The organism is Vibrio sp. HA2012 (genome assembly GCF_002812955.1).
GTDB lineage: Bacteria > Pseudomonadota > Gammaproteobacteria > Enterobacterales > Vibrionaceae > Vibrio.
Genome location: NZ_PFXK01000004.1, coordinates 305,987 through 327,891 on the forward strand (window position 1 = coordinate 305,987; position 21,905 = coordinate 327,891).

Annotated in this window: 22 protein-coding genes; 17 read left to right on the forward strand and 5 right to left on the reverse strand. The window is 49.6% G+C overall.

Features of this window, described 5'->3' with window-relative positions:
* Nucleotides 1-10: 10 nt before the first annotated feature.
* The 11 genes from CSW98_RS10025 to CSW98_RS10075 all read left to right on the forward strand — a co-directional run bounded on the left by CSW98_RS10025 (nt 11) and on the right by CSW98_RS10075 (nt 11,954).
* Entirely contained in the window at nt 11-526 is a 516-nt protein-coding gene (locus CSW98_RS10025; protein ID WP_100800345.1) for an OmpH/Skp family outer membrane protein, read from the forward strand.
* Nucleotides 527-541: 15 nt separating this feature from the next.
* Complete coding sequence (lpxD, locus tag CSW98_RS10030; RefSeq protein ID WP_100800346.1) at nt 542-1,561, forward strand: UDP-3-O-(3-hydroxymyristoyl)glucosamine N-acyltransferase; 1,020 nt, start codon at nt 542-544, stop codon at nt 1,559-1,561.
* Between the two features lie 114 nt (nt 1,562-1,675).
* Complete coding sequence (fabZ, locus tag CSW98_RS10035) at nt 1,676-2,107, forward strand: 3-hydroxyacyl-ACP dehydratase FabZ (protein WP_198517325.1); 432 nt, start codon at nt 1,676-1,678, stop codon at nt 2,105-2,107.
* A 5-nt stretch (nt 2,108-2,112) separates the two neighbouring features.
* Nucleotides 2,113-2,901 (forward strand): acyl-ACP--UDP-N-acetylglucosamine O-acyltransferase, encoded by a 789-nt coding sequence (lpxA, locus tag CSW98_RS10040; RefSeq protein ID WP_100800411.1) that lies wholly within the window; start codon nt 2,113-2,115, stop codon nt 2,899-2,901.
* A 76-nt stretch (nt 2,902-2,977) separates the two neighbouring features.
* Complete coding sequence (lpxB, locus tag CSW98_RS10045) at nt 2,978-4,117, forward strand: lipid-A-disaccharide synthase (RefSeq protein ID WP_100800412.1); 1,140 nt, start codon at nt 2,978-2,980, stop codon at nt 4,115-4,117.
* A gap of 1 nt (nt 4,118) precedes the next feature.
* Nucleotides 4,119-4,727 carry a ribonuclease HII gene (gene rnhB, locus CSW98_RS10050; protein ID WP_100800347.1) on the forward strand — a complete coding sequence of 203 codons (609 nt, stop codon included), beginning with the start codon at nt 4,119-4,121 and terminating at the stop codon, nt 4,725-4,727.
* Nucleotides 4,720-8,199, forward strand: a complete 3,480-nt coding sequence (dnaE, locus tag CSW98_RS10055) for a DNA polymerase III subunit alpha (RefSeq protein WP_100800348.1) — start codon at nt 4,720-4,722, stop codon at nt 8,197-8,199. The genes rnhB and dnaE overlap by 8 nt, the downstream gene beginning before the upstream one ends.
* Before the next feature lie 46 nt (nt 8,200-8,245).
* Complete coding sequence (gene accA, locus CSW98_RS10060; protein WP_100800349.1) at nt 8,246-9,205, forward strand: acetyl-CoA carboxylase carboxyl transferase subunit alpha; 960 nt, start codon at nt 8,246-8,248, stop codon at nt 9,203-9,205.
* Nucleotides 9,206-9,250: 45 nt separating this feature from the next.
* Nucleotides 9,251-10,582, forward strand: coding sequence for a tRNA lysidine(34) synthetase TilS (gene tilS, locus CSW98_RS10065; protein ID WP_100800350.1), 1,332 nt, complete (start codon nt 9,251-9,253; stop codon nt 10,580-10,582).
* 107 nt (nt 10,583-10,689) lie between these two features.
* Nucleotides 10,690-11,028 carry a nitrogen regulatory protein P-II gene (gene glnB, locus CSW98_RS10070; RefSeq protein ID WP_100800351.1) on the forward strand — a complete coding sequence of 113 codons (339 nt, stop codon included), beginning with the start codon at nt 10,690-10,692 and terminating at the stop codon, nt 11,026-11,028.
* Between the two features lie 77 nt (nt 11,029-11,105).
* Nucleotides 11,106-11,954 (forward strand): endonuclease/exonuclease/phosphatase family protein, encoded by an 849-nt coding sequence (locus CSW98_RS10075; protein ID WP_100800352.1) that lies wholly within the window; start codon nt 11,106-11,108, stop codon nt 11,952-11,954.
* Between the two features lie 11 nt (nt 11,955-11,965).
* Here CSW98_RS10075 and CSW98_RS10080 read toward each other — a convergent pair whose 3' ends face one another.
* The gene (locus CSW98_RS10080; RefSeq protein ID WP_100800353.1) at nt 11,966-13,564 is read right to left on the reverse strand and encodes a lytic transglycosylase; all 1,599 of its coding nucleotides are present in this window, start codon (nt 13,562-13,564) and stop codon (nt 11,966-11,968) included.
* A 71-nt stretch (nt 13,565-13,635) separates the two neighbouring features.
* Nucleotides 13,636-14,394, reverse strand: coding sequence for a hydroxyacylglutathione hydrolase (gene gloB / locus CSW98_RS10085; protein WP_100800354.1), 759 nt, complete (start codon nt 14,392-14,394; stop codon nt 13,636-13,638).
* Between the two features lie 35 nt (nt 14,395-14,429).
* On the opposite strand from gloB, the gene CSW98_RS10090 reads away from it, so the two are divergent.
* On the forward strand, nt 14,430-15,176 hold the full coding sequence (locus CSW98_RS10090) for a class I SAM-dependent methyltransferase (protein ID WP_100800355.1): 747 nt from the start codon (nt 14,430-14,432) through the stop codon (nt 15,174-15,176).
* A 31-nt stretch (nt 15,177-15,207) separates the two neighbouring features.
* On the opposite strand, the gene rnhA is transcribed toward CSW98_RS10090, so the two are convergent.
* Nucleotides 15,208-15,669: a ribonuclease HI gene (gene rnhA, locus CSW98_RS10095; protein WP_100800356.1), complete on the reverse strand. Its 462-nt coding sequence runs from the start codon at nt 15,667-15,669 to the stop codon at nt 15,208-15,210.
* 57 nt (nt 15,670-15,726) lie between these two features.
* On the opposite strand from rnhA, the gene dnaQ reads away from it, so the two are divergent.
* The 4 genes from dnaQ (at nt 15,727) to CSW98_RS10115 (ending at nt 19,296) form a co-directional block, all read left to right on the forward strand.
* On the forward strand, nt 15,727-16,470 hold the full coding sequence (gene dnaQ, locus CSW98_RS10100) for a DNA polymerase III subunit epsilon (RefSeq protein ID WP_100800357.1): 744 nt from the start codon (nt 15,727-15,729) through the stop codon (nt 16,468-16,470).
* Nucleotides 16,471-16,507: 37 nt separating this feature from the next.
* Nucleotides 16,508-17,761 carry a TIGR03503 family protein gene (locus CSW98_RS10105; protein WP_100800358.1) on the forward strand — a complete coding sequence of 418 codons (1,254 nt, stop codon included), beginning with the start codon at nt 16,508-16,510 and terminating at the stop codon, nt 17,759-17,761.
* Nucleotides 17,762-17,906: 145 nt separating this feature from the next.
* The gene (lpcA, locus tag CSW98_RS10110) at nt 17,907-18,491 is read left to right on the forward strand and encodes a D-sedoheptulose 7-phosphate isomerase (RefSeq protein ID WP_100800359.1); all 585 of its coding nucleotides are present in this window, start codon (nt 17,907-17,909) and stop codon (nt 18,489-18,491) included.
* A 34-nt stretch (nt 18,492-18,525) separates the two neighbouring features.
* Complete coding sequence (locus CSW98_RS10115; RefSeq protein WP_100800360.1) at nt 18,526-19,296, forward strand: class II glutamine amidotransferase; 771 nt, start codon at nt 18,526-18,528, stop codon at nt 19,294-19,296.
* Nucleotides 19,297-19,366: 70 nt separating this feature from the next.
* Here CSW98_RS10115 and purN read toward each other — a convergent pair whose 3' ends face one another.
* Both purN and purM read right to left on the reverse strand, forming a co-directional pair.
* Entirely contained in the window at nt 19,367-20,005 is a 639-nt protein-coding gene (purN, locus tag CSW98_RS10120) for a phosphoribosylglycinamide formyltransferase (protein ID WP_100800361.1), read from the reverse strand.
* A gap of 9 nt (nt 20,006-20,014) precedes the next feature.
* Entirely contained in the window at nt 20,015-21,055 is a 1,041-nt protein-coding gene (gene purM, locus CSW98_RS10125; protein WP_100800362.1) for a phosphoribosylformylglycinamidine cyclo-ligase, read from the reverse strand.
* Nucleotides 21,056-21,230: 175 nt separating this feature from the next.
* Here purM and upp point away from each other — a divergent pair, with 175 nt between their 5' ends.
* A complete protein-coding gene (upp, locus tag CSW98_RS10130) occupies nt 21,231-21,857 on the forward strand; it encodes a uracil phosphoribosyltransferase (protein ID WP_100800363.1) in 627 nt (208 codons plus the stop codon).
* Nucleotides 21,858-21,905: the final 48 nt, after the last annotated feature.

Here is a 21,905-nt window from a genome sequence, read left to right on the forward strand (position 1 = left end):
GGAAATTGTTTTGAAAAAAATCGTAAAAGCGGCTGGTATTAGCCTTGTTATTCTAAGTTCTTCATTCTTTGCTCACTCAGCAGAAGCTGCGCAAAAGATTGGCTATGTCAGTACAGGTTTTCTGATAAATAAAGTGCCTGAAAGTAAGCGTGAGCTGATCCTTAAGCCGCTGCAGCAGCAGGCTGATGATGAAGCCGCAGAAATACAGAAGCTGGAAGCTAAGATCAACACCAAGATTGAACAGGCTACGCGCGATAAAGAATTGCTGGGTGAAGCCGGAGTGGAAAAACTGCAGATCGAAATCGCCGGACTGAAAGAAGAAGGGAAGATGAAGATGGATAAGTTTAAGGATGCCAACAAGGAGCGCCAGCGTAAGGCTCAAATTGAAATGGTTAAGCTTATTCAGGGGGCTGTTACCAAGGTTGCGGAAGCGGAAGGTTACGATATGGTCATTGAAAGCCAGCTGGTGACATACGCAAAACCAGAGTTAAATCTGACTGAAAAAGTTCTGGCTGAACTGAACTGATAGTAGCGGAACACTATGCCAACAATAACTCTTGCTGAATTAGCGGCAGTAACGGGAGGAACACTTCACGGTAATGGTGATGTGACCGTCCGGACTGTTGCTGCGATGGACAAGGCGGGGGAGGGAGACATTACGTTTCTCTCCAACCCTAAGTACCGTAAGCACCTTACCGAATGTCGGGCTTCTGCCGTAATGGTAAAAGCGTCGGAGCTGGAACTGTGCCGTACCAATGCATTAGTGGTTAATGACCCGTATCTGGCTTATGCCCGGGTGGCTCAGGCTCTGGACAGTACACCCAAGCCGGCGGATACGATTGCCCCTTCTGCTGTCATTGCCGGAGATGTGACTCTGGGTGAACAGGTAACGATTGGAGCCAACGCTGTTATCGAAGCCGGTGTTGTTCTGGGTGATAAGGTTTCGGTTGGTGCCGGTTGCTTTATCGGCAAGGGAGCCGTTATCGGAGCCAATACCTGCCTGTGGTCTAATGTATCTGTCTATCATGGGGTTCAGATTGGTGAATCCTGCCTGATCCAGGCGAATACAGTGATTGGTTCAGACGGTTTTGGTTATGCCAATGATAAAGGTGAGTGGGTAAAAATCCCTCAGGTCGGCACCGTACGTATCGGCAACCGGGTTGAGATCGGTGCTTGCACCAGCATAGATCGTGGTGCTTTGGACGATACCGTTATCGAGGATAATGTGATTATCGATAACCAGATCCAGATAGCACACAATGTACACATTGGTTATGGTAGTGCGATGGCCGGTGGTACGATTGTGGCCGGCAGTACGAACATTGGCAAGTACTGCATTATCGGCGGTGGTGCGGTCATTAACGGGCATATTGAGATAGCCGACGGTGTGACGATCACTGGTATGGGTATGGTGATGCGCAGTATTGAAGAGAAAGGGATGTATTCATCGGGCATTCCTCTGCAGCCGAATAAAGAGTGGCGCAAAACGGCGGCCCGGGTACACCGGATCGATGAGATGAATAAGCGTCTCAAAGCCGTTGAAAAGAAATTGGAATCCTGATCTGCACTTTTCTTAACAGAGACCTGCCGTTTGCAGGTCTTTTTCGTTTATAATCCCTGCCAGTTAACTGGTTTGTAATATAGGAAGATGATTTTGACTACTGAAAAGAAAACGATGAATGTAACTGAAATTCGTAAACTGCTTCCCCATCGTTATCCATTTTTGCTGATTGATCGTGTGACTGATTATGCAGAAGGAAAATACCTTGTTGGCCTGAAAAATGTCTCAGTCAATGAACCTCAGTTTACCGGTCATTTTCCCCAGTTGCCGATTTTTCCCGGCGTACTGATCCTTGAAGCGATGGCTCAGGCAACCGGTCTGCTGGCATTTAAGACCTTCGGAGCGCCGACTGAAAACGAACTATACTATTTTGCAAGTATCGATAATGCTAAATTCCGTAAGCCGGTTGTACCGGGCGACCAGCTGGTTATTGAAGTGGAATTTATTAAAGAGCGCAGAGGGATTGCCCTGTTTAACGGCACAGCAAAAGTTGACGGTGAAGTTGTCTGTTCTGCTGAACTGAAATGTGCCCGCCGAGAGTTCTGATTATTATGATTCATGCAACTGCACAAATTCATCCAACAGCGATTGTTGAAGACGGCGCGGTTATCGGTGCCGATGTAAAAATCGGTCCGTTCTGCTTTGTTGAGAGCAAGGTAAAGATTGGTCGTGGTACAGAGCTTCTTTCCCATGTCGTGGTAAAAGGACCGACGATTATTGGTGAAGATAACCGGATTTTTCAGTTTGCTTCCATCGGTGAGGCTTGCCAGGATTTGAAATATGCTGGTGAAGATACCCGTCTGGAAATTGGTGACCGTAACACGATACGTGAAAGTGTGACTATGCACCGGGGTACGATTCAGGATGCTGGTGTAACGAAAGTCGGCAGTGATAACCTGTTTATGATCAATGCTCATGTTGCACATGATTGCGTTATCGGTGACCGTTGTATTTTTGCCAATAATGCCACTCTGGCTGGACATGTAAAAGTCGGCGATCAGGCTATTATCGGTGGTATGTCAGCGATTCACCAGTTTTGCCATATCGGTGACCATTGCATGCTGGGTGGTGGCTCAATTGTGGTACAGGATGTGCCGCCATATGTGATGGGACAGGGTAACCACTGTGTACCGTTCGGTATTAATATCGAAGGTCTGAAACGGCGTGGATTCGAGAAAAAAGAGATCATGGCGATTCGTCGTGCTTATAAAGCACTTTACCGCAGCGGCCTGACACTGGAAGAAGCTAAGGCTGAGATTGCTAAAGAAGCGACAGAGTATCAATCTGTGCAGTTGTTTATGGACTTCCTGGATAATTCTGAGCGCGGGATTATCCGTTAGCTGTTGTCGGAAACTTGTTCTTAGCCAGATGTGTATACCCACGCCGGAGCGTGGCAATGAGGATCATGAAAAAAATATGCAACGTCCTCTGAAAATCGGCATTGTTGTCGGAGAACTGTCCGGGGATACCCTGGGTGAAGGGCTGATAAAAGCCATTCACAAACAGTATCCTGATGCTGAATTTGTTGGTATCGGCGGGCCGAAGATGAAAGCGCTGGGGTGTGTGTCTCTGTTTGACATGGATGAACTGGCTGTCATGGGGCTGGTGGAAGTACTTGGCCGCCTGCCTCGGCTGCTGAACGTCAAGGCACAGTTGGTTCGCTATTTTAAAGACAATCCGCCGGATGTTTTTATCGGTATCGACGCTCCGGATTTTAATCTGCGTCTGGAGAAAACGCTGAAGCAGTCTGGTATCCGAACCGTCCACTATGTCTGCCCGTCTGTATGGGCATGGCGGCAGAAACGTATCTTTAAGATCAAAGAAGCCACCAATCTGGTGTTGGCTTTTCTGCCGTTTGAGAAAACTTTTTGTGACCGGTTTGATGTTCCGTGCGAATTTATCGGTCATACACTGGCCGATGCCATACCGGTGACCAATGATAAAATGGCGGCAAGGATTCTACTGGGGCTGGAAACGGAAAAACGCTGGCTGGCGGTGTTGCCGGGAAGCCGTGGTTCGGAACTGAATATGCTCGCCCGGCCATTTATTGAAACCTGCCAGCGTCTGCACAATTTGCATCCGGAGCTGGGATTTGTCGTCGCATTGGTTAATCGCAGGCGGCGGGAACAGTTTGTTCAGGTATGGCAGGAAATCGCACCCGATCTGCATTTTGTTCTGGTGGAAGATACTGCCCGTCATGTGATTCAGGCATCCGATGCCGTTTTACTGGCATCAGGAACGGTCGCACTGGAATGCATGCTGGTTAACCGTCCTATGGTGGTTGGTTACCGGGTTAACCGGTTGACGGCAATGATCGCTAAGCGTCTGGTAAAAACTGAATTTGTTTCGTTGCCAAACATCCTTGCCGGTCGGGAAGTCGTGAAAGAGTTTCTGCTGGAAGCCTGTACGGCAGAGAATCTTGCCCGGGAGGCAGAACGTCTGTTGAGTGGTGATAACTCCGAGATGCAGACATTGTTTACACAGATGCACCAGCAATTGCGTAAAAATGCCGATGAACAGGCGGCAGCGGCCGTCTTAAAACTGATTGGACAGTAGAATGACTAAAGAATTACCTCCGTTTGAATATCCGTCTGGCTACCGGCTTATTGCCGGAGTTGATGAAGTCGGACGGGGTCCTCTGGTGGGGGATGTGGTTACGGCGGCTGTGATTTTAGATCCGGCTAATCCGATTGAAGGTCTGACGGATTCGAAAAAATTATCGGAGAAGAAACGTCTGGCACTCTTCCCTGAGATCCAGGAAAAAGCACTGGCATGGGCAATTGGCCGTTGTTCTCCGGAAGAAATCGACCGTCTGAATATTCTGCACGCCACTATGCTGGCGATGCAACGTGCAGTAGAAGGACTGACGCTCCGTCCGGATTTTGTACTGATTGATGGTAACCGTGTGCCGCCGCTTTCTATGGACGCTGAGGCGGTGGTTAAAGGCGATTTAAGAGTCGCAGAAATCAGTGCGGCGTCTATTTTGGCTAAGGTAGTCAGGGATCAGGAGATGGATGAGCTGGACAAAGTGTATCCACAGTTCGGTTTTGCTCAGCATAAAGGCTATCCGACCAAAGCCCACTTCGCAGCGATAGAAGAGCACGGTGTCATTGATCAACACCGAAAAAGTTTTAAGCCGGTAAAAAGAATTCTGCAACATGGCTGATCCCAAGTTTATACATTTACGCATTCACAGTGATTTCTCTATGGTGGACGGCCTGTCCAAGGTGCCGCCATTAGTTAAGAAAGTGGCTGAGCTCGGCATGCCCGCTATGGCTTTGACCGATTTTACCAACCTGTGTGGTCTGGTTAAGTTCTACAACACGGCTCATGGCTGTGGCATTAAACCCATCGTCGGAGCTGATTTTTCTATGCAGTCTGCCGAATTCGGCGATGAGCTGACTAAACTGACCATTCTGGCGGCAGACAACACAGGCTACAACAACCTGACCCTGCTGATCTCCGAAGCGTATCAGCGCGGTCATGTCCAGCATCAGCCGGTTATCGATAAAGAGTGGCTGATTAAGCACAGTGATGGTCTGATTATTCTTTCTGGCGGTAAGAGTGGTGAGGTAGGAAAGGCATTGCTGAAAGGTAATCAGATTCTGGTGGATAAATGTATCGGCTTTTATCAGCAACATTTTCCAGACTGTTTTTATCTTGAACTGACCCGTACTGGACGTGCGGATGAAGAGAGTTACCTGCATTTTGCTCTGGAACAGGCGGAGAAAAGCAACCTGCCGGTTGTGGCAACAAATGATGTAGTCTTTCTGACCGCAGAGCAGTTTGATGCGCATGAGATCCGGGTTGCTATTCATGACGGCTATACGCTGGAAGATCCGCGTCGGCCAAAGAACTACAGCCCGCAGCAGTACCTGCGTACCGAAGCTGAGATGTGTGAACTGTTCGCCGATATTCCGGAGGCACTGGAAAACAGTGTGGAAATTGCCAAACGCTGTAATGTAACGGTACGGCTGGGAGAATATTTTCTGCCTAACTTCCCGACGGAAGGTATGGCGATTGAAGATTATCTGATTAAAAAATCAGAGGTAGGTCTGGAAGAGCGTCTGGAGTTCCTGTTTCCGGATCCGGAAGTGCGCAGGCAGCGCAGGCCGGAGTATGATGAACGCCTGAAGATCGAGTTGGACGTTATCAACCAGATGGGCTTTCCCGGCTACTTTCTTATTGTGATGGAATTTATCCAGTGGTCGAAGGATAACGATGTGCCGGTTGGACCGGGACGTGGTTCGGGGGCAGGTTCTCTGGTGGCCTACTCGCTGAAAATCACCGATCTGGATCCGCTGGAATATGATCTGCTGTTTGAACGTTTCCTGAACCCGGAACGGGTATCCATGCCCGATTTTGACGTTGATTTCTGTATGGATAAGCGGGATCTGGTTATCGATCACGTAGCGGAAATGTATGGCCGGGATGCGGTATCGCAGATCATTACTTTTGGTACTATGGCGGCTAAAGCGGTTATCCGTGACGTCGGTCGGGTGCTGGGGCATCCGTACGGGTTTGTGGATCGCATTTCCAAACTGGTTCCGCCTGATCCGGGTATGACGCTGGAAAAAGCATTCAAGGCCGAGCCACAACTGCCTGAAATTTATGAAGCCGATGAGGAAGTGAAAGAGCTGATCGATATGTGTCGCATTCTGGAAGGGGTGACACGTAACGCCGGTAAGCATGCCGGTGGTGTGGTTATCTCTCCGACGACCATCACCGATTTCGCGCCAATCTACTGCGATTCAGAAGGGCATTTTCCGGTTACCCAATTTGATAAGAACGATGTAGAAACCGCCGGACTGGTAAAGTTTGACTTCCTCGGACTGCGGACTCTGACCATTATCGACTGGGCATTAGGGCTGATTAACCCGCGTATGGAGCGCGAGGGTAAACCTCTGGTACGTATTGAGTCGATCCCGCTGGATGATTCCGCCTCTTTCCGGGTATTACAGAATTCGGAGACTACGGCAGTATTCCAGCTGGAATCCCGCGGTATGAAGGATCTGATCAAGCGTCTGCAACCCGACTGTTTTGAAGATATTATCGCACTGGTGGCGTTGTTCCGTCCGGGGCCGCTGCAATCCGGGATGGTGGATAACTTTATCGACCGTAAACACGGGCGGGAGGCGATCTCCTATCCTGATGAAACCTGGCAGCATGAATCGCTGAAAGAGACGCTGGATCCAACCTATGGCATTATCCTGTATCAGGAACAGGTGATGCAGATTGCCCAGATATTGGCAGGGTATACGCTGGGTGGTGCGGATATGCTGCGTCGGGCCATGGGTAAGAAAAAACCGGAAGAGATGGCCAAGCAGCGGGCTGTCTTTGAAGAGGGCGCAATCAAAAACGGCGTCGATGGCGAACTGGCAATGAAGATCTTCGATCTGGTAGAAAAGTTCGCCGGTTACGGTTTCAATAAATCTCACTCAGCGGCTTATGCGCTGGTTTCTTATCAGACGCTGTGGCTGAAGACACATTATCCGGCTGAGTTTATGGCTGCGGTAATGACTGCAGATATGGATAACACCGAGAAGGTGGTCGGGCTGGTGGACGAGTGTTTCCGTATGAAACTGACCGTGCTACCACCGGATGTTAACTCCGGTCTGTACCGCTTTAACGTTGATGAGACCGGTGCCATCGTGTATGGCATCGGTGCCATTAAAGGTGTGGGTGAAGGGCCGATTGAAAGCATTATCGAAGCCCGGAATAAGGGCGGATATTTTAAGGATCTGTTTGATTTCTGTGCTCGTATCGATCTGAAAAAAGTCAATAAACGGGTGATCGAGAAACTGATTCAGGCTGGAGCGCTGGACAGGCTGGGGCCTCATAGAGCTGCTATGCTGGCGTCTGTGGATGATGCCGTAAAGGCTGCCGGACAGTTCCATCAGGCAGAAGCCTTTGGGCAGGCTGATATGTTCGGTGTGTTGACTGAAGCGCCGGAAGCTGTTGAGCAGGCATACGCACAAGCACCTGAGTGGACGGAAAAGGTCAGACTGGAAGGAGAGCGTGAGGCGCTGGGTCTTTATTTGACCGGACACCCGATAAATGAATATCTGAAGGAACTCGGACGCTTTACCAGTTGTCGATTAAAAGATGTGACGCCAACCCGCCGGGATCAGTCGGTTACGGTAGCGGGTTTGGTGGTAGCCGCTAAGGTGATGACCACCAAACGCGGCACACGCATCGGCATCATGACGCTGGATGACCGATCCGGACGGCTGGAGGTCATGCTTTTCTCTGATGCGCTTGATAAGTATGCAGAACTGCTGGAAAAAGATAAAATACTGGTGATCTCCGGACAGGTCAGCTTTGATGACTTCAACGGGGGCTTTAAAATGTCCGCCCGCGAAATTTCAGAACTTGGTGAAGCGCGGGAGAAATACGCACGCGGATTATCCGTATCCCTGATGCAGTCACAAATTGACGACGTATTTTTTGAACAGTTTGCCCGGATCCTGGAGCCGCATAAGGCAGGTACTGTTCCCGTCAATATTTATTATCAGCGTGACGATGCCCGGGCCAGAATAGAGCTGGGTACAGAATGGCGGGTCACGCCGAATGATTCGTTATTAGATGAATTAAAACAGCTACTTGGTAAGAATCAGGTAGAACTCGAATTTAACTAAAATCCAGTTGCAGCGAATACGTAACTGAATAACTAAGGATTCATAGATGAGCATGAATTTTCTTGAATTTGAAAAACCAATCGCTGAACTAGAAGCTAAGATTGAAGCGCTTCGTGATGTTTCGCGTCATGGTGGCGGTGCTTCCGTTGATTTAGATAAAGAAATCCATCAACTGGAAGAAAAAAGTCAGGAACTGAAGAAGAAAATTTTCAGTGACTTAGGGGCATGGCAGGTTGCTCAACTGGCACGTCATCCGCGTCGTCCGTATACGCTGGACTATATCGAGAATGCGTTTACTGAATTTGATGAGCTGGCCGGTGATCGTGCCTATGCTGATGACAAAGCTATTGTCGGTGGTATTGCGCGTCTGGATAACCGTCCGGTTATGGTGATTGGTCATCAGAAAGGCCGGGAAACCAAAGAGAAGGTAAGACGTAACTTCGGGATGCCGAAACCGGAGGGTTACCGTAAAGCCCTGCGTCTGATGCAGATGGCTGAGCGGTTTAATATGCCGGTGATTACTTTTATCGATACAGCCGGTGCTTATCCGGGTGTGGGGGCGGAAGAGCGCGGCCAGTCGGAAGCGATAGCCCGTAACCTTAAGGTCATGTCCGGACTGAAAGTACCGGTGATCTGTAATGTGATTGGTGAAGGCGGTTCCGGCGGTGCACTGGCTATCGGTGTCGGTGACTATGTTAATATGCTGCAGTACTCCACCTATGCGGTTATTTCACCGGAAGGTTGTGCTTCTATTCTATGGCGTGATTCAGAAAAAGCCCCTCAGGCGGCAGAAGCCATGGGACTGACAGCTCCGCGTCTGAAAGAGCTGGAGCTGATCGATAACGTTATCGAAGAGCCTCTGGGTGGCGCACACAGGGATCCGGTACAGATGGCAGTCAGCCTGAAAGCGGTTCTGCTTAAACAACTGGAAGCGCTTGGCTATCTGGATACTGAATCCATGTTGGAACGTCGATATCAGCGTCTGATGAATTACGGTTACTGCTGATTTTCGTCTTGCCTCAGGTGTGCATTCCCGTGTGAAAGCACGGGAATGAGTGAAAAAGAGGTTCTTGTGCTCTATCCCCATTTTTCTTCTCTTCTTAACCGTTACTACCTGCCGCAGAGTAAAATTGTGCTCGGCCTGAGTGGTGGTGTTGATTCCCGGGTTCTGTTGCATCTTCTGTCCCTGTATCGACAGGAACATCCCCACACTGACTGTTTGGTTGTACACGTTCATCACGGGCTAAGTCCCAATGCAGATGACTGGGCTGCACTCTGTCAGCAGTGGAGTCTTTCCGGTTCGGTTGACTATGTGGCTGAAAAAGTCACTCTTGAACGGAGCAATGGCCGCAGTATCGAAGAAGAGGCACGTATCAAGCGCTATCAGGTGTTTGAGACATATATGCAGCCCGGTGATCTGCTTTTGACCGGACAGCATTTAAGTGACCAGACCGAAACCTTTCTGTTGGCACTGAAACGTGGCAGTGGCCCGAAAGGTTTGTCATCCATGCCTGAATATGCAGCTTTTGGTTCCGGCCGGGTATTGCGTCCGCTGTTGTCCGTTAGTCGTGATGCCATTATCCGCTATGCACAGCAGCACCGGCTGGAATGGGTGGAAGATGAAAGTAATCAGGATACCCGCTATGACCGGAATTTTCTTCGTCACTGCATTGTCCCGCAACTGACCGGACGCTGGCCTGAAATAGAGCGCGCGGTAGCCCGCAGTGCCGCCCTGTGTGCCGAACAGGAAGCTTTGCTGCAGGAATTGCTTAGTGACAGCCTGGATAGCATGGTTGTACCGGATGGCGGTCTGAACATTCAGGCAGTACAAGCCCAGACAGCGCTTGCCCGTAATCAGTTGATCCGGATGTGGCTGGAGCGATGCAGTAGCCGGATGCCGTCTCGAAAGCAACTGGCACTCATCTGGCAGGAAGTCGCCTGCGCCCAAGGCGATGCGAACCCCAGACTGCAGCTTGCTCAGGGGGAAATCCGCCGTTACCGGGGCTGTCTGTATTTTATCGATAAATACCGGGATATTAGCCACTGGCGTGCAGAGTTGAGCGTAAACTGCCCGGTCAGGTTACCGGATGGTTTGGGTTCGGTTGTGCTGACCGACAACATCACAGGAAAGGGGCTCTGTCTTCGCCGGGCTAAGGCGGAAGAAAACATATGGATAGGGTTTAATCCGGAAGGTCTGATGGCTCATCCTGAGCAGAGAACGCATAGCCGGAAACTGAAAAAGCTGTTTCAGGAATATGGTATTCCGGGATGGCAACGCCGGCGTCTGCCGCTGATTATGTACGGTGAGCGGTTGGCCATGGTCGCCGGGTTATTTACTGACCGGGAGTTTTCCGGTGATGCTGTTGAAGTGATATGGGAGTGAAAACACCAGTGACCCAAACAAAATTGGATAGCGCCGATTGCTATTTGAATGATATCAGTAATAATAACCGCATAACCGAAATAAATCGCCGGAGTTAAAGGATTACAATGAAAAAAATTGAAGCAATTATTAAACCATTCAAACTGGATGATGTTCGTGAAGCATTGGCTGAAGTCGGTATTACCGGTATGACGGTTTCTGAAGTAAAAGGTTTTGGCCGTCAGAAGGGCCACACGGAACTGTATCGTGGCGCAGAATATATGGTAGATTTTCTGCCGAAGGTAAAACTTGAAATCGTGGTGAATGCTGATGTCGTCGAGCAGTGTATTGAAACGATCATCGAAACTGCCCAGACAGGTAAGATCGGTGACGGTAAGATATTTGTCTGTGATGTAGACCGTGTGGTACGTATCCGCACCGGCGAAGAAGACGAAGACGCGATTTAAATTACACATCTCGTTTTATTTCTCGTTCCCGCAGAGGGCTGTGGGAACAAGAATACGCTCTCCTCTCGGACTATTCCATGAAAAAGCTTTTTAGCGCTTTTCTCTTGTTGCTTACCGGTTTGTCTTTTTTATTTCTGCTTATCTTTGACATTCCGGAATCCCCGTTTCTGATGGTCACCACCCCTCATCACCGTTGGCAAGCTACCGGCGGACAGTGTTCTTCGCAGACATTCTCTCCGGTACTGGATAACCACGGAACCCTGAGTGTGCTGGTATGGAATATCTACAAAGAGAACCGTTCCGGCTGGCAGGAAACGCTGGAGAGACTGAGCCGGAATGCACAACTGCTGCTGTTGCAGGAAGGCAGCCTGAACGAGGAATTTTCCGCCTGGATAGAGGATAATCACTGGCAGGCAGCTCATACCAGTGCATTCAATGCTTTTGGTGTCAGTGCCGGGGTGCTGAACCTGTCGCGGACAGCTCCGCAGCGGGTGTGTGCTTATACTCAAACAGAGCCCTGGTTACGGCTGCCTAAATCTGCGCTCTATGCGCGCTATTCTCTTTCTGATGGTCAGACACTGGCTGTGATTAATATTCATGCGGTGAACTTTACTCTGGGTGTCAAAGAGTATTCCGAACAGCTTGAGGCGTTGCGTGAAGCAGTATCCGGACATTCCGGGCCACTGATTGTGGCTGGGGATTTTAATTCCTGGAGCAGTCACCGGATGAACGTGCTGCAACACCACATGCAGCAACTGGGGCTGGATGAAGTCAGTTTTCATCCGGATAACCGGGAGGAGATACTGACCGGCTATAAACTGGATCACCTGTTTTTTCGCGGACTGACACCGATAAAAGCAGAAGCGCCCGTAACGGACGCTTCTGACCATAATCCCATGTCAGTACATTTTGTTATCCTGCCCTGACGGTTTGCTGATTACACGCTGACTTTGGTGACATCCACATACAGTGTCAGTTTTTGTCCCGGCTGGATGTATTTATCCGAACCCAGATTATTCCAGCGGATGATATCGGCACTGCTGACCTTAAACCGGCTGGCGATAGCACTGATAGAATCACCGCTGCGTACCTGATAGTTAACGGTACGGATAATGGCACCATTGCGTCCCTTCTTCCAGATAACCAGTTTCTGACCGACGCGCAGCGTATCACGCGGGCCCATGCCATTCCATTTCGCCAGTGACTGATGAGACACCTTATGTTGCTGTGCAATACTCCACAGGCTGTCGCCCTGATTAACGATATGAGTCAGTTTATACTGTCCCCGACTGATGGCTTGTGTTTTAGCCAGGCGGTTAGGGGCGCTGAGAGCATAGATATTGCCGTCTTTGGTGGAAGTCGGGATCATCAGGTACTGTCCGGCCCGGATAGTATTTCCGGACAGACCATTTGCCTGACGAATAGTATCTGCGGTGGTCTTATATTTTTTTGCCAGCAGGCTGATGGCATCTCCTGATTTTACTTTGTAGCGGATCAGTTTCAGTCCTTTGCCCCGGTTTTCTTGTGCAGCAAGCTCAAACTGTCCGGCTTTCTCAGTTGGGATCAGCAGCGTATAAGGGCCGTCAGGATCCGTTGCCCAACGGTTAAAGGCCGGGTTATAGCTCTGTAGTTCTTTGACGCTGATCCCGGCATATTTGGCGGCAATAGCCAGATCAAGTTGTTCCTGCGGATCCACCTCTGTCAGTACGGGGTAGTTAGGGATTGCCGGAATAACGATACCATATTCTTCCTGATGGCTGATGATATCGGCCAGCGCCAGTAGTTTCGGCACATAGCTGCTGGTTTCTACCGGTAAATCCAGAGAGAAAAAGTCCGTTGGTTTGTTCAGGCGGATGTTCTTACTGATGGCGCGGGAAACCCGGCCACCACCACTGTTATAAGCGGCAATAGCGTGATTCCAGTTACCGTCGAAACGGTTACCCAGATAGGTCAGGTAATCCAGAGCGGCATCGGTAGCCGCAGCCACATCCCGTCGACCGTCATACCAGTAGTTCTGTTTCAGCCCATACATCTTTCCTGTACCCGGTACAAACTGCCATAAACCGGCAGCGCTGCCGTGTGAATAGGCGAAAGGGTCAAAAGAGCTTTCCACTACAGGCAGAAGAGCCAGCTCCAGCGGCAGGCCTCTCTGTTCTATTTTATCTACGATAAGATACAGGAAAGGCTGTGCCCGCTGTGCCACACTTTCCAGATGTCCCGGATGGGTCAGATACCAGTTCCGGTAGTAATTTATTTTGCTATGTTTCGGAACCGGGATGGAAAACTGCATCGCAATCCGTTGCCAGACATCGGCCTGCTCAGCCGGATCAGGTATGTCATCGGCAGTCGGTTCCGTTGTTTCCGCCGGTAAACTGAGCGCTGGTGTGCTCTCTGTTTCGCCTGTATGAGCGGTGCCTGCGGCTGCCTGTTCGGTATCCGACGCAGTTTCCGTGTCCTGAATGACAGGTTGGTTCTGCTGAGTCATCTGACAGCCTGCCAGTGACAGAACCATCATCCACCCGATGAGTTTTTTCATTAATACGGCCTTTTAAAAAAAACGGCTGTTGATCATACTTGCCGACTATATGAGTGACAAGTCAATAACACTTAAAAATTATCTTTCCATTGACGCAGAGCAGTAAAGACGGCGATGGAAGAGGTGTCAAACGTTCGGTTTGCCACAGAGCGGATAATGCTTTCTTCGTCTGTACGCAGAAACGGATTCACCTGTTTTTCCTGAGAGAGGCGGGTTGGCAGTGTGGGCTGATTGTCTGCACGCAGCCGGTTGACCTGCTCCCGGTAATCAAGCAGATGGTGGTTATCCGGTTCTACTGCCAGAGCAAACGTGATGTTTGCTGTGGTATATTCATGTGCCGGATAGATGTCGGTGTTTTCCGGCAGCGCCGCTATTTTACTGAGAGAGTCGAACATCTGCTGCGGAGTGCCTTCAAAAATACGGCCACATCCGGCAGAAAACAGGGTATCCCCGCAAAATAACTTTCCTGCTCCGGCATAGCCGATATGGCCGAGAGTGTGACCCGGTAAATCCAGTACTACAAAGGTCTCACCGAACAGTTCAAACTGTTCACCACCGGAGACGGAATGAGTCAGAGCCGGAACCGGGTCGTTTGCCGGTCCGACAATATTCAGTTTCGGGTTATGGCGCAGCAGTTCTGAAATGCCGCCGGTATGATCCGCATGATGATGGGTGATCAGTACGGTTTCCAGAGTCAGGCCATGTTGGCGGATATAGTCCAGCACCGGTGCTGCTTCACCGGGGTCGATAACGGCAGCTTGCTGATCATTATTTTGAATCAGCCAGATGTAATTATCATTGAATGCAGGTATGCTTTTGATGACTAACATATTTCGTTCCTTAATTATTATGAGCGAGGTGAGGTGTGAAACCCGCACGTACATCACGAAAGCTTGAAAAGCCACACTCCTGGCAGCAACTGAAAAAAGGTCAGTGGGTCGCTGAATCTATCCAGAGCCGGCTTGACGAATGGTGCCCGAGGTTATTCGGTTACCACATGCTTAAACTCGGAGGCCTGAGTTGTGAGCTTGCCAGTTGTATGTGTAATATTCAACATCAGGTTTGTCTGGATACTCGAAACTCTCTGCGCACTGTGGTGGCCGACCCTTATGATCTGCCGTTTCTGGAAAAGAGCTTTGATGGCGTTCTGATGGCGCATCTGCTGGATTACTGTAATGACCCGCACCGCTTGCTGCGTGAGGTCGACAGAGTGATGGTGGACGATGGCTATCTGATCATTACCGGGTTTAACCCCGTCAGTATCATGGGGCTTTCCAGCCTGCTTCCATGGCATAAACAGAGTCTGCCGTGGAGCGGACGAATGTTTACGCCAAACCGGATCCGCGATTGGTTGGGGCTGCTGAACTATCAGGTCATTCATATGGATCGCTATGCCGTTTTTCCGACCCGGCTGCCTTTGGGAGCCTGGCTGGAAAACAGTATTGGAGACCGGATGCGGATGTTCGGCTCTCTGTACTTTATCGTGGCAAGAAAGCGTACTTATCCGTTAAAACCGATCAAACCCCACTGGCATCTGAAACGGCGCTTTTATCCGCTGGGGATCAACTACAAGGTATGCGGCGATAAGGTTTGTCCGGAGGATAACCGCTGATACGGCGGTTATCGGCTGTGATTCTGGACGGTCAGCCCTGATAGCCGGTATCGTCTTCGGTAGGCGCTTCTGCGGCCGCACGGGCGATTTCATCACAGATTTCATTCTCTCGGTGACCGGCATGGCCTTTTACCCAGTGCCATTCGACCTGATGCCGGGCTGTTTCCTTATCCAGAGCCTGCCACAGATCAGCATTTTTAACCGGTTTTTTATCGGCAGTTTTCCAGCCACGCTTTTTCCAGTTATGGATCCACTGGGTAATTCCCTGACGGACATACTGGCTGTCGGTGGTCAGTATGACATGGCAGGGTTCTTTCAGGGTGCGCAGGGCGACAACGGCAGCCATCATTTCCATGCGGTTGTTCGTGGTCAGGGTATACCCTTTTGCCAGCTGCTTTTCTGTTTGTTTATAACGCAGCACAACGCCGTAGCCGCCGGGACCGGGATTGCCTAAACAGGAACCGTCAGTGAAAATTTCAACTTGTTTTGTCATGTTCTGATACTATTACCTGAAATCGCAGAATCGACATAGTCTGACACAGATATCATTATGAATACCAGAAACAATTCTTCTCATGAACGTATCGTGGTACTCGATACCGAAACCACAGGTATGAACCGTGAGGGCGGCCCTCATTATATGGGGCACAGGATCATCGAGATTGGTGCCGTGGAAATTATTGACCGCAAACTGACGGGTCGTCACTTTCATGTCTATATCAAACCTGACCGGGAGATCCAGCCGGATGCGATTGAAGTTCATGGTATTACTGATGAATTTCTGGTCGACAAACCGGAATACCGCGATGTACATGCAGAATTCCTTGAGTTTATCCGCGGTGCCGAGCTGGTGGCACACAATGCTCCCTTCGATACCGGCTTTATGGATTATGAATTTGAAAAGCTGGATCCGGCCATTGGTAAAACCGAACAGTACTGTAAGGTTACCGATACGCTGGCCATGGCGAAGAAGATTTTTCCCGGTAAAAGAAATAATCTGGATGTGTTGTGTGAACGTTACGGTATAGATAACTCTCACCGGACGCTCCACGGGGCATTGCTCGATGCCGAGATTCTGGCTGACGTTTATCTGTTAATGACGGGGGGACAGACTTCACTGCAGTTTAATGCCAGTCAGCAGGAGGGAAGCGATTCGGGATCTGAAGCCATAAAACGGGTTGTCGGCGGGCGAAAAGCGCTAAAGGTTTTACGGGCATCGGCCGATGAACTAGAAGCACACCAGTCTCGTCTGGATATTGTTGAGAAGGGTGGTACTTGTCTCTGGCGTCAGTGAATGATGTCTTCGCCTGATAGAACCGATTGAGGAAACTATGCTAAGGATCGTGTTATTACTGTTATGTATGCTGTTCAGCTCGTTCAGTCTGTCTGCAACAGAGTCAGCCATGTCCTTGCTTGATAACCGTTTCCGTGTCGACCCTACAATCAAACAGATCTCGTTCGTTATCTACCGGAAAAGGCCATCGAAGGCGGTGGTTCTGGTTCGTCCGGACGGAAAAAAATACTACGCCGGAGATTATCCGGACAATGTGTCCTGGTATGAAGAAAACGGGCTGGATATCATCTCCATTACGGATCCGATGCCGGGGCCGTGGCAGGCTATTGGTAAAGTTACACCCAAAAATAATATTATCCTGCTGTCGAATCTGGAGCTGAAAGTCGATTCATTTCCGAGCCGTGCTTATGCCAGTGAAAGATTTAAATTTACAGCCAGGCTGACACAGGACGGAAAGCCACTGGTATTAAGGGATTTTCTGGATCGGGTCAAACTTCAGGTGGCCTTTATTCCTTATCTGGAAGATGAAGAAAATCTGTCGGATGAGTTAAAGCCGGATCCTATCATGCTGGGAGCCTTTACGGATGACGGTACCGGGCTGGATGAGTACCCCGGTGACGGGGTATTTACCGTGGAAGTGCCTCTGGATGTGGCTCCCGGAAAATACCGGGCACGGGTGGTTTCCGGAAATGGTGTATTTATGCGCGCGGTGGAACAGACAACACTGGTTTATCCCTCTCCGGTTACTGTGACCTTTGTGCGGGCTCGTGACGATCAGAAAGAGCACCGGATGATGGTGACGGGGGAAGCGGGTATGACGCTCCCCGGCAGTATTGCGGTGACGATCAAGCAGACCAATCCGAATGAAGAACAGACCATAACTCAGAGCTCCGCTGATAAAGATTCGCTGACGGCTGACTTTACACTGCCGGCGGATCAGACGCCGGGTAAACATATTTGGTCGGGGACGGTTTATGCAACGGAAGCAGCGACTAACCGGGGATTAACGCTGATGCTCCCTGAATCTAGTTTCAGTGTGATGCAGATGCTGGATATAGAAAAATCTACTGCGGAATACCATCGCATTCAGGAAGAGCAGAAACGGGCGCTGGAATTGGCTCGGCTCCGTCACGAAAGAGAGGAAGCATTAGAGAAAAATATGTTGATGATCATTATTGGTAATGTGGTAATGATTCTTCTCGGGCTGTTGGCGTGGTTTATTATCGGTAAATTACGGGCGGGAAAAACAGACAAGCCGGAAATGCAGCTTGATGCACCACCAAAAAACTAGTCTCCGCAATCGACAAGTAACGGAATTTATGAGTAAACTCGTCAGCATCTGTCTGGCGGGTTGAATCTGCACAATCTGCCTGCATCTCCTTTACATGGAGAAGTGAACACCTACTTATCAGCCTCAAACAAGAAGAGAGACGAGAATGTACCAAGATTTGATCCGTTCGGAGCTGAATGAAGCTGCGCAAGTACTGAATAAATTCCTTAGTGATGATGAGAATATCCGTAAGATTGAAGCGGCTGCGGTAATGATTGCGGAGTCTTTTAAGCAGGGAGGCAAAGTCCTTTCCTGCGGAAATGGCGGTTCGCACTGCGATGCGATGCATTTTGCCGAAGAGCTGACCGGCCGTTACCGTGACGAACGTCCGGGATATCCGGGGATTGCGATTTCTGATCCGAGCCATCTGTCCTGTGTCAGCAATGATTATGGCTACGAATATGTTTTTTCCCGCTATGTGGAAGCGGTCGGTTCAACAGGCGACGTTCTCTGGGGACTGTCTACATCCGGAAATTCCGGTAATATTCTGAAAGCGATAGAAGCGGCTAAAGCTAAGGGCATGAAGACGATAGCGCTGACCGGTAAAGACGGCGGGAAGATGGCTGGCGTGGCTGATATTGAAATACGGGTACCGCATTTTGGCTACGCTGACCGTATTCAGGAAATACACATCAAAATCATCCATATCGTTATTCAACTGATTGAAAAAGAAATGGCAAAAGCGGAGTAATTCCCCTTGTACCAGAAGCAGAAGGAAGTAATGCATGTGTGAACTGCTTGGTATGAGTGCTAATGTACCAACGGATATCTGTTTTAGCTTCTCCGGGCTGATGCAGCGCGGAGGAAAAACAGGGCCACACCGGGATGGGTGGGGGATCACCTTTTATGAAGGGAAAGGGTTCCGTACCTTTAAGGATCCGAATCCTAGTTATAATTCAAAGATTGCTGAACTGGTACAGAGCTATCCGATCAAAAGCCGGGCCGTGATCAGTCATATCCGTCAGGCAAACCGCGGTGGGGTGAAACTGGAAAATACTCATCCGTTTACCCGGGAGCTGTGGGGACGTTTCTGGACGTTTGCGCATAACGGTCAGTTGACGGATTACCAGGTATTGCACACCGGGCGTTTCCGTCCCGTGGGGGAAACAGACAGCGAGCTGGCATTCTGCTGGCTGTTATGCCAGATGGAACAGCGTTTTCCTGAACCGCCGGAAAATATGGCTGAGCTATTCGGGTTTATTGCCGACGCCTGTCAGACACTGAAAGCGCTTGGGGTGTTTAATATGCTGCTGAGCGACGGTGAATACCTGATGACCTTTTGTACCAATAATCTGCACTGGATCACCCGCAGGGCACCGTTCGGACAGGCGTCATTGATTGATGAAGATGTCACGGTAAACTTTCAGGAAGAGACGACTCCTGACGATGTGGTTACTGTGATTGCGACTCAGCCACTGACGGATAATGAACAATGGCAAAAGATGCAGCCGGGAGAAAGTGTACTATTTTATCTTGGTGAAAAGGTGGGGCATTAACCGGGCATTCATTAATCGATAGATGCATTCCCATGTTTTACGCGTGGGAATGCAGAGTCAGTTTCTGCTGTTACTCATCGGCGTAGCCGCGGGAACCCAGAATATTCCCATCAAGCACAGCTTTTCCGTTAGCCATCTTCAGACGACCTTGCAGAAACCACTGAATAGTCAGCGGATAGATCTTATGTTCCTGAGTCTGAACCCTTTCCTGTAATAGTTCCGGGGTATCATCCGGGAATACCGGAACGCTGGCCTGCAAAACAACCGGGCCGCCGTCCAGCTCCGGAGTGACAAAATGCACACTGGTTCCGTGCTTATTATCTTTTGCTTCAATGGCTTTTTTATGGGTATGCAGCCCCGGATATTTAGGCAACAGAGACGGATGAACATTGAGCATTCGTCCTGCATAGTGGTTGACAAAGTCGTCACTCAGAATGCGCATGTAGCCTGCCAGAACCACTAAATCCGGCTGATACCGGTCAATCTGAGTGATCAGGCTGGCATCAAATTCTGCTCTGGAGCTGAATTGAGCCGGGTCAGAGAAAATAGCCGGGACGCTGGCGTCATGCGCTCTTTGCAGGCCGAAAGCGTCCGGTTTATCTGAAAAGACCGCAGCGACTGTTCCCTGTATAACCGCCGATTCACAGCTATCGAGAATCGCCTGCAGGTTACTGCCGTTCCCTGAAATCAGTACTACGATCTTATTCATTATCTGCCCTTAGTTGATCTCAACCTGCTCTTCGCCATCTTTGGCTGTGGCGATTTCACCGATAACCCAGGCATTTTCGCCTTCGGCTTTCAGCAGAGCAACGGCTGCGTCCGCCTGTTCTTTCGGCAGTGCAACAATAAGACCCACACCACAGTTAAAAGTACGGTACATTTCGAATGTTTCAACGTTACCTTTTTCCTGTAGCCAGGTGAAGATAGCCGGCCATTCCCAACTGTTACCATCGATAACGGCTTTTGTTCCTTCAGGCAGAACGCGAGGGATGTTTTCCCAGAAACCACCGCCGGTGATATGAGAGATGGCGTGGATATCGTGTGCTGCAATCATTTTCAGTGCAGAGTTGATATAGATACGGGTTGGCTCAAGCAGTTGTTCGCCGATAGTGCGACCGTGCAGATCTTCATTCAGATCGGCGTCAGAGACTTCCAGAATTTTACGGATCAGTGAGTAACCGTTTGAGTGCGGACCGCTGGAACCAACGGCGATCAGTGCATCACCAGCTGCAACTTTAGTGCCGTCGATGATGTCTGATTTTTCAACCACACCGACACAGAACCCGGCCACATCGTAATCTTCACCTTCGTACATGCCCGGCATTTCTGCGGTTTCGCCACCAATCAGAGCACATCCTGCCTGTACGCATCCTTCGCCGATACCGGCAACCACATTAGCGGCGGTATCCACATCCAGCTTACCTGTTGCATAGTAATCCAGGAAGAACAGCGGTTCGGCACCCTGAACGATCAGGTCGTTAACACACATAGCGACCAGATCGATACCGATAGTGTCATGCTTTTTCATATCCAAAGCCAGACGAAGCTTGGTACCTACACCATCCGTACCTGAAACAAGTACAGGTTCCTTGTATTTGGTCGGCAGTTCGCAAAGCGCGCCGAAACCACCGATGCCACCCATTACTTCAGGGCGACGGGTACGTTTCACGACACCTTTGATTCTGTTTACCAGAGCATTACCAGCATCAATATCTACACCAGCGTCTTTATAGCTAAGAGAAGAGTTGTTACCACTCACGGGGATATCCTCGTTTTAAGTTTGGATGTGAAAATCGGGCGCTATTCTATCAGGCGGGAGGCGAAAAAGGAAAACGTTTGCGTGAGAAAATTAATCTCGGTTTTTTGCTCAAAAAGTGCGGATAAATCATGTATACTTGCAAGGTTTTATATTTTGTAAAAAGCCGGAGAAGAAGATGAAAATTGTTGAAGTGAAGCATCCGTTAGTTAAACATAAAATTGGTTTAATGCGCGAAGGTGACATTAGCACAAAACGTTTTCGTGAATTAGCAACAGAAGTGGGCAGCCTGCTGACATACGAAGCGACTTCTGATTTTGAAACTGAAAAAGTGATGATCGATGGCTGGAATGGTCCGGTAGAAGTGGATCAAATTAAAGGTAAAAAAGTGACGGTTGTGCCTATCCTGCGTGCGGGTCTGGGCATGATGGACGGTGTCCTGGAACATATTCCGAGTGCCCGTATCAGTGTGGTCGGTATTTACCGTGATGAAGAGACTCTGGAGCCGGTTCCTTATTTCAATAAATTGGCTTCAGCTATGGACGAGCGTATGGCGCTGGTGGTTGACCCTATGCTGGCAACCGGCGGATCCATGATTGCAACTATCGATCTGCTGAAAGAGAAAGGCTGTAAAGCAATTAAGGTTCTGGTTCTGGTATCGGCTCCGGAAGGGATTGAAGCTCTGGAAAAAGCGCACCCGGATGTGGAGCTTTATACCGCAGCCATTGATGAGAAGCTGAATGATAAAGGCTATATCGTACCCGGGCTTGGTGATGCCGGCGATAAGATCTTCGGTACGAAGTAGTTATCCGAACAGATAAATAAGAAAGCCGGTCATGTTGAAGTGACCGGC